The organism is Muricoccus pecuniae, assembly GCF_014199205.1.
GTDB lineage: Bacteria > Pseudomonadota > Alphaproteobacteria > Acetobacterales > Acetobacteraceae > Roseomonas > Roseomonas pecuniae.
In genome coordinates this window covers 314,474-327,567 of the sequence record NZ_JACIJD010000002.1, presented here as the reverse complement: position 1 = coordinate 327,567, position 13,094 = coordinate 314,474, and the positions used below count along the sequence as shown (strand labels likewise).

General features: G+C 72.4%; 16 protein-coding genes. 7 read left to right on the top strand and 9 right to left on the bottom strand.

The features are described 5' to 3' along the window. Nucleotides 1–57: 57 nt before the first annotated feature. From FHS87_RS03500 to FHS87_RS03480, 5 genes are all read left to right on the top strand, one after another. Nucleotides 58–699, top strand: coding sequence for a regulatory protein RecX (locus FHS87_RS03500; RefSeq protein WP_184513892.1), 642 nt, complete (start codon nt 58–60; stop codon nt 697–699). Nucleotides 700–794: 95 nt separating this feature from the next. Beyond that, on the top strand, nt 795–977 hold the full coding sequence (locus tag FHS87_RS03495) for a KGG domain-containing protein (RefSeq protein WP_184513889.1): 183 nt from the start codon (nt 795–797) through the stop codon (nt 975–977). A gap of 27 nt (nt 978–1,004) precedes the next feature. Beyond that, nucleotides 1,005–1,745: an AzlC family ABC transporter permease gene (locus FHS87_RS03490; protein ID WP_246417795.1), complete on the top strand. Its 741-nt coding sequence runs from the start codon at nt 1,005–1,007 to the stop codon at nt 1,743–1,745. Beyond that, nucleotides 1,742–2,047 (top strand): AzlD family protein, encoded by a 306-nt coding sequence (locus FHS87_RS03485; RefSeq protein WP_184513888.1) that lies wholly within the window; start codon nt 1,742–1,744, stop codon nt 2,045–2,047. Before FHS87_RS03490 ends, FHS87_RS03485 begins: the two co-directional genes overlap by 4 nt. A gap of 62 nt (nt 2,048–2,109) precedes the next feature. Then, entirely contained in the window at nt 2,110–3,111 is a 1,002-nt protein-coding gene (locus FHS87_RS03480; protein WP_184513886.1) for an ATP-grasp domain-containing protein, read from the top strand. On the opposite strand, the gene FHS87_RS03475 is transcribed toward FHS87_RS03480, so the two are convergent. After that, nucleotides 3,108–4,016: an alpha/beta hydrolase fold domain-containing protein gene (locus FHS87_RS03475; RefSeq protein WP_184513884.1), complete on the bottom strand. Its 909-nt coding sequence runs from the start codon at nt 4,014–4,016 to the stop codon at nt 3,108–3,110. The genes FHS87_RS03480 and FHS87_RS03475 overlap by 4 nt on opposite strands. A gap of 24 nt (nt 4,017–4,040) precedes the next feature. After that, nucleotides 4,041–5,015 carry a cysteine synthase A gene (gene cysK, locus FHS87_RS03470; protein WP_184513883.1) on the bottom strand — a complete coding sequence of 325 codons (975 nt, stop codon included), beginning with the start codon at nt 5,013–5,015 and terminating at the stop codon, nt 4,041–4,043. A 400-nt stretch (nt 5,016–5,415) separates the two neighbouring features. Between cysK and FHS87_RS03465 the strand changes: the two genes are divergently transcribed. Then, nucleotides 5,416–5,613: a hypothetical protein gene (locus FHS87_RS03465; protein WP_184513881.1), complete on the top strand. Its 198-nt coding sequence runs from the start codon at nt 5,416–5,418 to the stop codon at nt 5,611–5,613. Nucleotides 5,614–5,644: 31 nt separating this feature from the next. Here the strand turns inward: FHS87_RS03465 and FHS87_RS03460 are convergent, their stop codons facing one another. Then, nucleotides 5,645–6,262 (bottom strand): pyridoxamine 5'-phosphate oxidase family protein, encoded by a 618-nt coding sequence (locus FHS87_RS03460; protein WP_184513879.1) that lies wholly within the window; start codon nt 6,260–6,262, stop codon nt 5,645–5,647. Nucleotides 6,263–6,370: 108 nt separating this feature from the next. Between FHS87_RS03460 and FHS87_RS03455 the strand changes: the two genes are divergently transcribed. Next, the gene (locus FHS87_RS03455; protein ID WP_184513877.1) at nt 6,371–6,841 is read left to right on the top strand and encodes an RrF2 family transcriptional regulator; all 471 of its coding nucleotides are present in this window, start codon (nt 6,371–6,373) and stop codon (nt 6,839–6,841) included. On the opposite strand, the gene FHS87_RS03450 is transcribed toward FHS87_RS03455, so the two are convergent. From FHS87_RS03450 to FHS87_RS03425, 6 genes are all read right to left on the bottom strand, one after another. Beyond that, a complete protein-coding gene (locus FHS87_RS03450; RefSeq protein WP_312861865.1) occupies nt 6,838–8,010 on the bottom strand; it encodes a TIGR03862 family flavoprotein in 1,173 nt (390 codons plus the stop codon). The two genes, FHS87_RS03455 and FHS87_RS03450, sit on opposite strands and share 4 nt — an antisense overlap. A gap of 40 nt (nt 8,011–8,050) precedes the next feature. Next, nucleotides 8,051–8,833, bottom strand: a complete 783-nt coding sequence (locus FHS87_RS03445) for a succinate dehydrogenase iron-sulfur subunit (RefSeq protein WP_184513875.1) — start codon at nt 8,831–8,833, stop codon at nt 8,051–8,053. 80 nt (nt 8,834–8,913) lie between these two features. Beyond that, nucleotides 8,914–10,740 carry a succinate dehydrogenase flavoprotein subunit gene (gene sdhA, locus FHS87_RS03440; RefSeq protein ID WP_184513873.1) on the bottom strand — a complete coding sequence of 609 codons (1,827 nt, stop codon included), beginning with the start codon at nt 10,738–10,740 and terminating at the stop codon, nt 8,914–8,916. Between the two features lie 235 nt (nt 10,741–10,975). Next, on the bottom strand, nt 10,976–11,365 hold the full coding sequence (sdhD, locus tag FHS87_RS03435) for a succinate dehydrogenase, hydrophobic membrane anchor protein (protein WP_184513870.1): 390 nt from the start codon (nt 11,363–11,365) through the stop codon (nt 10,976–10,978). Between the two features lie 13 nt (nt 11,366–11,378). Further along, nucleotides 11,379–11,828 carry a succinate dehydrogenase, cytochrome b556 subunit gene (sdhC, locus tag FHS87_RS03430; RefSeq protein WP_184513868.1) on the bottom strand — a complete coding sequence of 150 codons (450 nt, stop codon included), beginning with the start codon at nt 11,826–11,828 and terminating at the stop codon, nt 11,379–11,381. Nucleotides 11,829–12,005: 177 nt separating this feature from the next. Continuing rightward, on the bottom strand, nt 12,006–13,010 hold the full coding sequence (locus FHS87_RS03425) for an aspartate-semialdehyde dehydrogenase (RefSeq protein WP_184513866.1): 1,005 nt from the start codon (nt 13,008–13,010) through the stop codon (nt 12,006–12,008). Between the last annotated feature and the right edge of the window lie 84 nt (nt 13,011–13,094).

The following is a 13,094-nucleotide window of genomic DNA, read 5'->3' as shown; positions in this document are numbered from 1 at the left end:
GGTTGCGGCACTCGCCTTCCCCTCGCCGGGCCGGCGGCGCCGTGGCAGGTTCTCCCGATGGCCGAGGACCCTTCGCCCCCGAACCGGCGCAAGCGGGAGCGCCGCCCGCCCGGCGCCGGCCCCGCCCCCACCGAGGCGCGGCTGCACGAGGCCGCGCTGAACCACCTCGCCCGCTTCGCCGCTACCGAGACCGGCCTCACCCGCGTGCTGCAGCGCCGGGTCGCGCGTTGGGCGCAGCGGGCGGAGCGCGAGGGGATGGCGCCCGAGGCCATCGCCCCCATCGTCGCCCAGGGGCGGGCGGCGGCGGCGAGCGTGGCGAGGCGCATGGTCTCCGCGGGGGCGGTGGACGACGCCGCCTTCGCCGCCTCCCGCGCGCGCCGCCTCTCCCGCGCCGGGCGGTCCCGGCGGGCCATCGCAGCGCATCTGGCGGCCAAGGGCGTGGGCGGGGAGACCGCCGCCGGGACGCTGGAGGAAGCGGCGACGGACGAGGTGACGGCCGCCCTCGCCCATCTTCGCCGCCGGCGCCAGGGCCCCTTCGATCCCGACCCGCCGGAGGAGGCGGAGGCGCTGAGGACGGCGCGGATGAAGGCCATGGGCGCCCTCGCCCGCGCCGGCTTCCCGCGCGAGGTGGCGGAGCGGGCGCTCGACCTCGACCGCGCCGAGGCGGAGGCCCGGATCATCGAGTCCCGCCGCGGCTGAGCCGGCGGGGAGCAGCAAACCTCCCGCGCTCCCCGCGTTGATCCCGCGGAGGCCCCGACGGCCTCCCACGCAGCACGATGAATCGGAGGTCCGCCGTGGCAACCAGCCATTCAGGGAACGAGGGCAAGAAGTCCGACAGCGCCGCCGGCAAGAAGGGCGTCTCGCAGGAGACGGTCGGCAGCGGGAAGGAGCACGACCCCAACAACTTCGCCAACAACCCCGAGCGCGCCTCGGCCGCCGGGAAGAAGGGCGGGCACAACAGCCACAAGAACGACTGAGGCACCGCCTCCGGGAGGGGGCGCCGCATGGCGCGGGCGCCCCTTCCCGCCTATAGGGCGCCCATGCGCGTCACCTTCACCTCCGCCGGTATCAAGCGCGGCGTCGGGCGCGGCGTGCCGTTGCTGCTCGGGATCATACCCTTCGGGCTGGTGGTTGGGGTCATCTCGCTGGGCAAGGGGCTGAGCCTCGCCGAGACCCTACTGATGAGCGGGCTCGTCTTCGCCGGCGCTTCCCAGCTCCTGGCGCTGGAACTCTGGACGAACCCGCCGGACATCCTCGCCGTCGCCCTCGCGGCGCTGGTGGTGAACATCCGCATGGTGCCGATCGGCGCCGCCCTCTCCTTCTGGTTGGACCATCTCCGGGGCTGGCGCCTCTGGGGATCGCTCTTCCTCACGGTGGACCACTCCTTCGCCCTCTCCGTGGCGGAGAACAGGGCTGGGGGGCGCGATGCGGGCTTCCTCTTCGGCCTCGGCGTCTTCACCTGGCTCGGCTGGGTGGCCGCGGCCGGGGCGGGGCATGCGATGGGCACGGTAGTGGCGCTGCCTCCGGACCACCCGCTCTTCTTCGCGGCCACGGCGAGCTTCGTTGTCATCCTCGTCGCCCTCTGGCGCGGGCCGCGCCAGGACCTGCCGCCCTGGATCCTGGCGGCGGCCACCGCCCTGGCCGCCCAGGCGCTGCGCCTGCCGCCCCCGGTGCCGCTGCTGGCCGGCGCCTTCGCCGGCGCCGCGCTGGGAGCCTGGCAGGAGACGCGGGCGCGCGCGGCATGACGCTCCGCCTGGATGTCACCCTGGCGATCCTGGCCATGGGGATCGTCACCTATCTCTGCCGCGCCGGGGGCTACGCGATCCTTCGGGCCGTGCGGACCCCGCCTTTCCTCGACGCCCTGCTGCGGAACCTCCCCGCGCCGCTCTTCGCCGCCTATGTTTCGCTGGCCCTCTCGCGGCAGGACCTCGCGGCGGCGCTGGCGAGCATTCCCTGCGCGGCGGTGCATGTGCGGTGGGGTAATTTCGGGCTGTCCATCGTGGTCGGGGTCGCGGCCATGGCGGCGCTGCGCTGGGCCGGGCTCTGAGAGCCTCCTTGACCGCGCGCCTCGGCCGGCCAACATCGCGCGCCGAAGCAAAGGCCGATCGCATGTCAGAGATTCACGTTATCCACGAAAATCCCGAGTGGCTTCCGCCGCTCGCCCGCGCCTTCGATCAGCGCGGCCTGCCCTGGACGGAGTGGAACCTCTCCGCCGGCAGCTTCGACCTTTCCCGGCCGCCGCCCGAGGGCGTGTTCTACAACCGCATGTCGGCCTCCTCCCACACGCGCGGGCACCGCTACTCCGCGGAGCTGACGGCCGCCGTGCTCGCCTGGCTGGAGCGCTACGGCCGCCGCGTGGTGAACGGCCCCCGCGCCCTGGACCTGGAGATCAGCAAGGCCCGGCAATACGCCGCGCTGGAGGCGGCCGGCGTGGCCGTGCCCGGTACGGTGGTGGTGCGCGGCGAGGCGGGTGACGTGGTCGAGGCCGCGCGCCGCCGCTTCGGCACGGGCCCCCTGATCCTCAAGCCCAATCGCGGCGGCAAGGGGCTGGGCGTCCGCCTCTTCGCCGATGCCGACGCGCTCGCCGCCTTCCTGGCCGATGCGCCGGAGGATGAGCTGCCGGCCGACGGGCTCTGGCTGCTGCAGGACTACATCCGCGCCGCCCGCCCCTTCATCACCCGCGCCGAGTTCGTCGGCGGCCGGTTCCTCTACGCGGTGGAGGTGGACACCTCCTCCGGCTTCGAGCTGTGCCCCGCCGATGTCTGCGAGGTGCCCGCCCCCTCCGCCGCCATCGGCGACGCCGCCTGCCCCGTGGGCACCGCCCCCGCCGCGGCCGCCCCGCGCTTCCGCGTGCTGCCCGAGGGGATCGATGCCGCCCAGCGGGAGCGGCTGGAGGGCTTCCTGGCCGCGAACGGCGTGGAGGTGGCCGGCATCGAGTTCATCCGCACGCCGGAGGGCGAGGTGCTGACCTACGACGTCAACACCAACACGAACTACAACCCTGATGCCGAGGCGGCGGCGGGGCTGGCCGGCACGGACCGCTCCGGCCCCGGCGCCATCGCGGCCTTCCTCGGCGCGGAGCTGGCGCGGACCCGCCGCGCCGCGGCCTAATCCCCCGGGGCCGCCGCCTCCATGAAGGCGGCGGCCTCGTCCAGCGCCTGCCGGGCCTCGGGCATCGGCAGGGCCATCCAGACGTGGCACAGGCCGTCATACTCGCGGAAGATGAGGTCGGCCCCCTCCTCCGCGGCCTTGTCGCGCAGCCGGCGGGAATCGGCGTTCAGCATGTCCCGCGTGCCCGTGAACACGGCGATCGGCGGCAGGCCCCGCAGGGAGCCGTAGATCGGGCTCACGCGGGGATCGCGGAGGGAGAGGTCCCGCGCGTACCACCGCCCGGCCATCCTCGCGGCGGGGATGGCGAGCATGGGGTCGCGCGCCTCGGCGGCGACCACGCCGGGGTCGTCTGTGACGACGTCCAGCCAGGGCGAGAGGAGCACCAGCCGCGCCGGCAGCGCCTCCCCTGCGTCGCGGATTTCCTGGGCCAGGGCGAGCGTCATGCCGCCGCCCGCCGAATCGCCCATCACCGTCAGGTTCTCCGCCCCGTGCCTCTCCGCCAGCGCCGCGTGCAGGGGGCGGACGAGGGCGAAAACGTCGCTCCAGCAACGGGCCGGCGCGAGGGGGTAGATGGGGATGCTCACCGTCGCGCCCGTGCGGTGGATGAGCCCCTCGATCACGCGCCAGTGAACGTCCAGGAGGTCGAAGACATAGGCGCCGCCATGGAGGTAGAGGATGTGGTGGCGGCTGTCCCCCTCCCTCGGGGCAGCGGTGATCAGCTCGTAGCCGCCGAAGCCCTGCCGCTCGATCCGCAGCCGCCTCTCCCTCGCGGCGCCGGGGCTGGCGGGCCCCCTTGCCTGGATCATCCGCACCCGCTCGGGAAGGCGCGCCGTATCCCGCGCCTTGTCCTTCATGCGGGTGGCCCGGACGAGGGCCATCACCAACCAGGCGCGGAAGCTCGGCACTCGTGTCACCTCATCATCACGGGATCAGAGCCCCGCGAAGAGCTCCGTCGAGAGGTAACGCTCGGCGAAGCTCGCGGCGATGCCGACCACCAGCCGCCCCTCCATCGCGGGATCGCGCGCCACCTCCAGCGCCGCGTGCAGCATGGCGCCGGAGGAAATGCCGATCGGGATTCCCTCCTCCCGCGCGCAGCGGCGGGCGGCGGCGATGGCCGCGCGCTCGGAGACGGGGATCACCGCGTCCATCCGCTCCAGCTCCAGCACCGCCGGGCGGAAGCCGGCGCCGATGCCCTGGATGTCGTGTGGCCCGGGCTCGTCGCCCGAGAGAACGGCGGATTCGGCGGGCTCCACCGCGATCACGCGCAGGCCGGGCCGCCGTGGCTTGAGGGCGCGCGCGATACCCGTCAGCGTGCCGCCCGTGCCGACGCCGCCCACCACCGCGTCCACCTCTCCCCCTGTGTCGGCCCAGATCTCCTCGGCCGTCGTGCGGGCGTGGATGTCGGGATTGGCGGGGTTGTCGAACTGCCGCGGCATCCAGGCGCCGAGGGTGGAGGCGACCACCGCCTCGGCCCGCTCGATCGCCCCGGCCATGCCGCGCCGGGCCGGGGTGAGCACCAGCTCCGCGCCCAGCAGCGCCATCATGCGGCGGCGCTCCTCGCTGGCGCCGTCCGGCATGACGACCACCAGCCGGTAGCCCTTGGCGGCGGCCACGAAGGCGAGGGCAATGCCGGTGTTGCCCGAGGTCGGCTCCACCAGGGTGGACCGGCCGGGCTCGATGAGGCCGGCGCGCTCGGCCTCCTCCACCATGGCGAGGCCGATGCGGTCCTTCACCGAGGCCAGGGGATTGAAGAACTCCAGCTTCAGCGCCAGCCGCGCGGCCAACCCCTCGGAGGCTTCCAGCCGCGGCAGGCGCACGAGCGGCGTGCCGCCCACCGTCTCCAGTACGCTGCCATAAAGGCGCCCCCGCGGCGGATTGGATCGGTTATCGGAGGATGCAGACATGACAGGGGCTTATCCCGCGGGGGCGGGATGACGTCCATCGCCGATCCACGCCGGACGAATGGTTCATGCCAGGAAATGCACGAAAATCGACTGTTCCATTTCGTTGACCCACGGCCGCCGAGGGGCAAATCTAGGGCCATGCCAACCAGCCTCGACAGGGGGTTCCAGATGGCGCCGGCACACAGGATGGCGGAGCGCTGTCGGCGCTGAGCGCCCGGCCAGACCCTCCCAGCATTTTCCCCTTTCCCAGGCCCGATGATGGCCAGGAGACGGACGCCATGACCCGCACCGCCCACGCCCTGCGCGCCCTTTTCGCGCGCCTCTTCCCGCGCGCCCCGATGCCGCCGCGCCAGTCCGAGATCGAGCGCGCCCTGCTTCGTGCCATGGGAGGGCTGTGAGAGTGCTCGCCTCCCGCCCCATCAGCGTGGACGGACGCTTCGTCGGCGTCGCCGTCGCGCGCGAGAAGGACTGGCTCTTCCTCGCCACCGACCCCGTGCTCGAGGACCTGGAAGGCGCGGCCTTCCCCGATCCCTCCGAGGCGGCGCGCGTCGCGCGGCTCGTGCTGATGCGCGGGCTCGGCCTGCGTCAGGCGGCCTGACACCCCGCCCCGCGCGAGGCGGCGGAGGCGGCTACCACATCGTCTCCTTCGCCCGCGCGGCCCAGCCGGAGTCGTAGGGCTCGCCCCCCACCTTTCCCTCGCTCAGCGAGGCCAGGATGCGCCCCGGCGTGGGCAGGCTGCCCGGCGCCACCTGCGCCCCGGCCTCCCAGAGCCGGGCGCGGATCACGGCCCGGGCGCACTGGAAATAGACGCTCTCCACCGCGATCACGATCACGCTGCGCGGTGCCCTGCCCTCTACCGCGAAGCTCTCCAGCAGCGCGGGGCTGGCCGAGACACGCGCGCGGCCATTCACGCGGAGCGCATTGCCATGGCCGGGGATGAGGAACATGAGCCCGACGCGCGGGTCGCGCAGGATGTTGCGCAGCGAATCGATCCGGTTGTTCCCGCGCCGGTCCGGCATCAGCAGCGTGCGCTCGTCCGCCACCCGCACCAGCTCCCCCGGCCTGTCGCCGCGCGGGGAGCAGTCGAGGCCCTCCGGCCCGCTCGTCGCCAGCGCCGCGAAGGGCGAGGCCTCGATCATCGCTCGGTATTCCGGTGTGATGACGGGTACCTCCTTCACGGTGGAGGCGTCGTTCGGCACGCCATAGAGGGCCTCGAGCGCCTCGATGCTGTCGATCATGTCGGGCATGGGGTGTCCTGCTCGCGCTGCTCGCCGGAGCCTAGCCCGCCATCCCGCCACGGCGAAGCCGCGGGCCGGGGCCTGGAAATCCACGTCATTCCAGCGTAGATAACCAGCATGGAACAGTCCCTTCGCCTGCTGCGGCAGGACCGCGCGCTGACCGCCATCTCGGTGCTGCTGGACGTCGCCTTCCACGCCGGGCGCGGCGCGACCGGGCCCGTCGCGGGCGGGGCCGAGGTGGCGGACCGGCTGGGTGCCGCCCGGCGCGGCATCGAGCCCGTCTTCCAGGCCCTGTCCCGCGCGGGGCTGCTGGAAGGCGTGCGCGGTCCCCGGGGCGGCTACCGCCTGGCCCGCCGCCCGCGGGACATCCGCCTGTCCGAGGCCGTCGCGGCCGTGGCTGAGGGGACGGAGGGCGGCAGCGACCTCGCCGGCCCGCTGCACGAGAAGGTGGTGGGACCGCTCTGGGCCGAGCTGGACGAAGCCCTGCGCGAGCGACTGGAAGGCCTGACCCTGGAGGACCTGCTGCGCCGCGCCGGGGCCGCGGGGCTTCAGCGCCCGGCGACCGAGCCGCTCAACTTCACGATCTAGCGCCCGAGCATCCCCCGCGCCGCCGCCCGCCCCGTGGCGAAGCAGGCGGTGAGCAGGTGCCCGCCCGTCGGAGCCTCCCAGTCGAGCATCTCGCCCGCGGCGAAGAGGCCGGGGATGCGGCGCAGGGCGAAGTTCTCGTCCAGCCCCTCCCAGCGCAGTCCGCCCGCGGAGGAGATGGCGCGGTCGAGACCGGCCACCCCGGTCACGCGCAGCGGCAGGGCCTTGATGGCGCCCTCCGGCGGCCCCGCGCCCTCGCGCAGCAGCGCGATGGCGGCGGGGGAGAGGGAGAGCTGCCGGCGCAGGTGGTTCGAGAGGGACTGCCCCCGCCGCGGCGCCGCCACCCGGCGCGCGACCTCCTCCGCCGACAGATCCGGGCGGAGGTCGAGGGTGACCCTTGCCTCCCCGCCCGCCGCCACGGCATCCCGGATCGCGGCGGAAAGGGCGTAGACCACGCCGCCTTCCAGCCCGCGGACCGTGATGAGCGCCTCCCCGCGCAGGCTTCGCCCGCCGAAGGAGAGGGCAATGCGCTTGAGCGGCTCCCCGGCGAAGCGGTCCCGCAGATGCGTGGACCAGTCGATCAGGATGCCGCAATTGGCGGGGGCGAAGGGCGTGACGGCGACCCCGCGGGCGGCCAGCACCGGCGCCCAGCCGCCATCCGATCCCAGCCTCGGCCAGGAAGCACCGCCCAGGGCCAGCAGCGCCGCATCCGGGCGAAGGCGGAGCGGTTCGCCCCCCGGCCGGTCGAAGGTGAGCGCGCCCTCCTCGTCCCAGCCGGTCCAGCTGTGTCGGCTGAGCAGCGTTACTCCGCGCGCGCCCAGCCGCGCGAGCCAGGCGCGCAGCAGCGGCGCGGCCTTCATCGCGCGCGGGAAGACGCGGCCGCTGGTGCCGGCGAAGGTCGGCTCGCCCAGCCCCTCGCACCAGGCGCGCACGGCCTCGGGCGGGAAGGCACGGATGGCCGGCTCCAGCCGCTCGCGCGCCGCGCCGTAGCGGGAGAGGAAGGTCTCGAAGGGCTCGGTATGGGTCAGGTTCAGCCCGCCGCGCCCGGCCATGAGCAGCTTGCGCGCGGGGCTGGGCATGCGGTCCAGCACGGTGACCGCGACGCCCGCCTCGGAGAGGATCTCGGCCGCGGCCAGCCCCGCGGGGCCGGCCCCGATGATCGCGGCCTTCACGCGGGGACGGCGCGCGGCCGCCCCGCCGATGACGCCCCGATCAGCCCTCGCGCTCGGCGAGGAGCATCTTCACCTTGCCGATCGCCTCGGCCGGGTTCAGCCCCTTCGGGCAGGTCCGGGCGCAGTTCATGATCGTGTGGCAGCGATAGAGGCGGAACGGGTCCTGGAGCTGGTCCAGGCGCTCGCCCATGTACTCGTCCCGCGAATCCGCGATCCAGCGATAGGCCTGCAGCAGCACGGCCGGGCCGAGATAGCGGTCGCCGTTCCACCAGTAGGACGGGCAGGCGGTCGAGCAGCAGAAGCACAGGATGCACTCCCACAGCCCGTCGAGCCGCGCGCGCTCCTCGCGGGACTGGCGGCGCTCCTCGTCGGGCGGCGCGGCGGTGTCGGCCTTCAGCCAGGGCTCAATCATGCGGAGCTGCGCGTAGAGCTGCGACAGGTCCGGCACGAGGTCCTTCACCACCGGCATGTGCGGCAGCGGATTGATCCGCACCTCGCCCACCACGTCCTCGATCGGCTTGAGGCAGGCAAGGGTGTTCAGCCCGTCGATGTTCATCGAGCAGGAGCCGCAGATGCCCTCGCGGCAGGAGCGCCGGAAGGTGAGGGTCGTGTCCACCTCGTTCTTGATCTTGATGAGCGCGTCCAGAACCATCGGGCCGCACTTGTCGAGATCGATCTCGTAGGTGTCCATCCGCGGGTTCTCGCCCGTGTCCGGATCCCAGCGGTAGATCTTGAAGGAGCGCACGTTCTTCGCGTCGGGCGCGGCCTTGTAGGTCTGGCCGGTCGAGACGGTGCTGTTTCTCGGGAGCGTAAAGGTCGCCATGGGTCCGGGGCTTCCTAGAGCGCGAACGCCGGGGGCGTGCGCGCGATCCAACGGGGGAAGGGAGCGTGGAGAACCACGCCCTAGTAGACGCGTGCCTTGGGCGGGAAGACCTGCACCTCATTGGTGAGGGTCCGCATCTTCACGTCGCGGTAGTCCAGCTTTACCTGGTACTTGTCATTCACCCAGGCCAGCGTGTGCTTCATCCAGTTCTGGTCGTCGCGCTCGGGGTAGTCCTCATGCGCGTGGGCGCCGCGGGACTCGTGCCGGGCCTCGGCGCCGACCACCGTGGTCAGCGCGTTGCCGATCAGGTTGTCCAGCTCCATCGCCTCGACGAGGTCGCTGTTCCAGATGAGGCTGCGGTCCTTGATGCGGATGTCGTCATAGCCCTGGGCCACGACGGCCATCTTCTCCACGCCCTCCTTCAGCAGCTCGGAAGTGCGGAACACCGCGGCATGGGCCTGCATCGTGCGCTGCATGTTCACGCGCAGCTCGGAGACGGAGGTGCTGCCCTTCGCATGGCGAACCTTGTCGAGCCGGGCAAGCGCGTTCTCCCCTGCGCCCTCGGGCAGCGGCGCCTGGGTGGCGCCCGGCTTGAGCGTATCCTTCGCGCGCAACGCGGCAGCACGGCCGAACACGACGAGGTCGAGCAGCGAGTTCGTGCCGAGGCGGTTCGCGCCATGGACGGAGACGCAGGCCGCCTCGCCCACTGCCATCAGGCCCGGCACCGTTGCGTCCTGGTCGGCCGCAGTGGGGCGCAGAACCTCGCAATGGATGTTCGTCGGAATGCCGCCCATGTTGTAGTGGACGGTCGGGAGCATCGGGATCGGCTCCTTCGTCACGTCCACGCCGGCGAAGATCTTCGCCGTCTCGGAGATGCCGGGCAGGCGCTCGTGCAGGAGCTCCGCGCCCAGATGCTCCAGGTGAAGGTGGATGTGGTCCTTCATCGGGCCGACACCGCGGCCCTCGCGGATCTCCATCGACATGGCGCGGGACACCACATCGCGCGACGCCAGGTCCTTCGCGGTCGGCGCGTAGCGCTCCATGAAGCGCTCGCCCTCGGAGTTGGTGAGATAGCCGCCCTCGCCGCGCGCGCCCTCGGTGACGAGGCAGCCCGAGCCGTAGATGCCGGTGGGGTGGAACTGCACGAACTCGTTATCCTGCAGCGGAAGGCCAGCGCGCAGCACCATGCCGCCGCCATCGCCCGTGCAGGTATGCGCGGAGGTGCAGGAGAAGTAGGCGCGCCCGTAGCCGCCGGTCGCCATCACCGTCGTCTGCGCGCGGAAGCGATGGATCGAGCCGTCCTCGAGGTTCCACGCCATGACGCCGCGGCAGGCGCCCTCCTCGTCCATGATGAGGTCGAGGGCGATGTACTCGACGAAGAACTCGCAGTTGTGCTTCAGCGACTGCTGGTAGAGCGTGTGCAGGATCGCGTGGCCCGTGCGGTCGGCCGCGGCGCAGGCGCGCATGGCCGGCGTCTTGCCGTAGTTCTGCATGTGGCCGCCGAAGGGCCGCTGGTAGATCTTGCCGTCCTCCGTGCGGGAGAAGGGCACGCCGAAATGCTCCAGCTCGATGATCGCCGGCACGGCCTCGCGGCACATGTACTCGATCGCGTCCTGGTCGCCGAGCCAGTCCGACCCCTTCACGGTGTCGTACATGTGCCAGCGCCAGTCGTCCTCGCCCATGTTGCCCAGTGCGGCGCCGACGCCGCCCTGCGCCGCCACCGTGTGGGAGCGGGTGGGGAAGACCTTGGTGATGCAGGCCGTCTTCAGGCCGGCCGCACCCATGCCGAAGGTGGCGCGAAGGCCGGCACCGCCGGCCCCCACCACCACCACGTCATAGGTGTGGTCCACAATGCGATAGGCGCCGCCGTTGATCCCGGGGCGCGGAGGCTGGCTGATGGCGTTCATCGCGGGCTCTCGTCGGTCCTCGCGCCGGCTTCGGCGCATGTCTTGGCGCCCTGCGGGGCGCGGAAATCACCGCCCGTTCGGGCGCAGATGTCGTCGCCCGTTCGGGCGTGGAAGCGATGGCCCCCTCGGGCCGTGGCGCCGTGCCGGCGATGGCACGGCGGGAGGGCGCCGGAGCACCCTGAACCTATATGGGAAGCCCTTGCGCGACCGGAAGAGAGAGGCCGCGCAGGGCGCATCAAACGGCGAGCCGGATGATGGAGAGCGCGGCCAGAAGGGCCAAAAGGGTGAGCACGGCCTTGATGGCCATGTTCACCACCATCACGCTCCGGTCGGGTCGGATATAGTCCTCCACCACCACCTGCAGGCCCTGGGCCGTGTGGTAGAAGCCGATCGCCGTGAGCACGACGAGCAGCACGGCGTTGAAGGGACGGGCGATCCACTCCGCCATCACCTCCCAGGGCTCGCCCGCGCGGATAGCGATGGAGAAGGCGAACCAGATCATCAGCGGGGTGAGCGCGATGGAGGTCACGCGCTGCATCCACCAGTGATGCGTGCCGTTCTTGGCCGAGCCGAAGCCGCGGACGCGGCCGAGCGGCGGCTGGAGGCGGGTCTGCTGCTCGATCATGCGCCGGTTCCCCTCACGATGCCCAGGCGACGATGGCGACGATCCAGGTCAGGACCGTCATCACGGCGGTGCCGGCGATGACGATCCAGCCCGTGCGATAGGTCGTCGGGATGTCGTAGCCGTAGCCGAAGTCCCACATCAGGTGCCGGATGCCGGCGAGGATGTGGTACCAGGCGGCGGCGGTGATGCCGAACAGGATGGGCACGCCGATGAAGCTGCCCATGAAGCCCGCCATGCGGCCATAGGCCTCGGGCCCGGCCGCCGCGGCGGCGACCCACCACACGAAGAAGATCAGGCCGACCGACCAGGCCGCGCCCGAGATCCGGTGCATGATGGAGAGGGCACTGGTCATCTGCAGCATGTCGTAGACCTGCAGATGCGGGGAGAGCGGCCGGCGGACGGTCGTTCCGTCCGTACGGCGGCCGATCATGAGGGCTTCGCGCGCGTCGTTGGAATGGGCCATGCGGCGTCCTGAAATCCTGCCGGGCGCGGGACACTTCCGCGAACGGCTGCGCCGCTTTTATGGTGCGCCACGGCAAAGCGTCAATCGCACGAAATCAAAGCGTTGCGAAGCGGTCGCAACTGGAGACCGCCCCCGACCTCCAGCGCCTTGTAACCACGCGCTTCCCGCCGCAGCCCTTCAGCCACGAAGGGCGCCCCGGCGGGCGAGCTCCTCGGCGATCTGCACCGCGTTCAGCGCCCCGCCCTTCCGCTGGTTGTCCCCCGCGCACCAGAGGGCGATTCCGTTCGGGACCGTCGAATCGGCCCGGAGACGGGAGATGAAGACAGGGTCCTCCCCCACGGTCTCCAGCGGGGTCACGTAGCCGCCATCGTCACGGCGATCGAGCAGGGTGAGGCCCGGGGCGCCCCGTATGGCCTCCCGCGCCTCCGCCTCGTCCAGGGGACGGTCGAAGACCGCGTTGATGGAGAGGCACTGCCCGATGAAGACGGGCACCCGCACGCAGGTCGCCGCCACCGTCACCCCGCCGAGCAGCCGCCCGGCATCCTCGGCGATGGCCTCCTCCTCCTCCGTCAGCCCGTCCTCGCCGAAGGCGCCGATATGGGGGATGAGGTTGAAGGCGATAGGCTTGGTGAACTGCTCCGGCGTGGCGGTGTCGTTCACGAAGACGCCGCGGGTCTGGCTGAACAGCTCGTCCATCGCGTCCTTCCCGGCGCCGGAGACCGGCTGGAGCGAGGTGACCACCACCCGCACCAGCCCTCCCAGCGCCTGGAGGGGGTGCAGCGCCATGGCCAGCAGGATCGCCCCCGCCACGGGTGAGGCGACGACGCGCGGATTCGCGGCCAGCACGCCGGGATTCACCTCCGGCACCACCACGGGCGCGTCCGGATCGCCCATCCCCGTCACGTCCACCACCGCGCAGCCCGCGGCCACCGCGCGGCGGGCGAGGGTCGCGGGTGCAGGCGTGCCGGGGGCCAGGAAGAGAAGATCCGTCGCGGCGAGGTCGTGCCGCTCCACCGCGCCCACCCTCAGGTCCGCTTCGCCGAAGGAGAGCGAGCCCCCCACCGCGCGCCCGGAAGCGAGGGCGGCGAGGGAGACGGTGGGGAAGTCGCGCTCCGCCAGGGTCTTGATGATCTCGCGCCCCACCTGCCCCGTGGCGCCGGCAACCGCGATCCGATGAGCCATTCCGCAATCCCTTCCCGCCGGCACCCCTCGCCGTCACGGCCGCCGGGAGCGGCGCGCGGCAGATAGGGTCGGGCGGCCCGGTTC

Bases quoted from the DNA above. Each gene is read 5' to 3' on its own strand.
- FHS87_RS03500 (WP_184513892.1), top strand. From the start codon at position 58: ATGGCCGAGGACCCTTCGCCCCCGAACCGGCGCAAGCGGGAGCGCCGC.
- FHS87_RS03490 (WP_246417795.1), top strand. From the start codon at position 1,005: ATGGCGCGGGCGCCCCTTCCCGCCTATAGGGCGCCCATGCGCGTCACC.
- FHS87_RS03485 (WP_184513888.1), top strand. From the start codon at position 1,742: ATGACGCTCCGCCTGGATGTCACCCTGGCGATCCTGGCCATGGGGATC.
- FHS87_RS03480 (WP_184513886.1), top strand. From the start codon at position 2,110: ATGTCAGAGATTCACGTTATCCACGAAAATCCCGAGTGGCTTCCGCCG.
- cysK (WP_184513883.1), bottom strand. From the start codon at position 5,015: ATGTCTGCATCCTCCGATAACCGATCCAATCCGCCGCGGGGGCGCCTT.
- FHS87_RS03460 (WP_184513879.1), bottom strand. From the start codon at position 6,262: ATGCCCGACATGATCGACAGCATCGAGGCGCTCGAGGCCCTCTATGGC.
- FHS87_RS03455 (WP_184513877.1), top strand. From the start codon at position 6,371: ATGGAACAGTCCCTTCGCCTGCTGCGGCAGGACCGCGCGCTGACCGCC.
- FHS87_RS03445 (WP_184513875.1), bottom strand. From the start codon at position 8,833: ATGGCGACCTTTACGCTCCCGAGAAACAGCACCGTCTCGACCGGCCAG.
- sdhA (WP_184513873.1), bottom strand. From the start codon at position 10,740: ATGAACGCCATCAGCCAGCCTCCGCGCCCCGGGATCAACGGCGGCGCC.
- sdhD (WP_184513870.1), bottom strand. From the start codon at position 11,365: ATGATCGAGCAGCAGACCCGCCTCCAGCCGCCGCTCGGCCGCGTCCGC.
- sdhC (WP_184513868.1), bottom strand. From the start codon at position 11,828: ATGGCCCATTCCAACGACGCGCGCGAAGCCCTCATGATCGGCCGCCGT.
- FHS87_RS03425 (WP_184513866.1), bottom strand. From the start codon at position 13,010: ATGGCTCATCGGATCGCGGTTGCCGGCGCCACGGGGCAGGTGGGGCGC.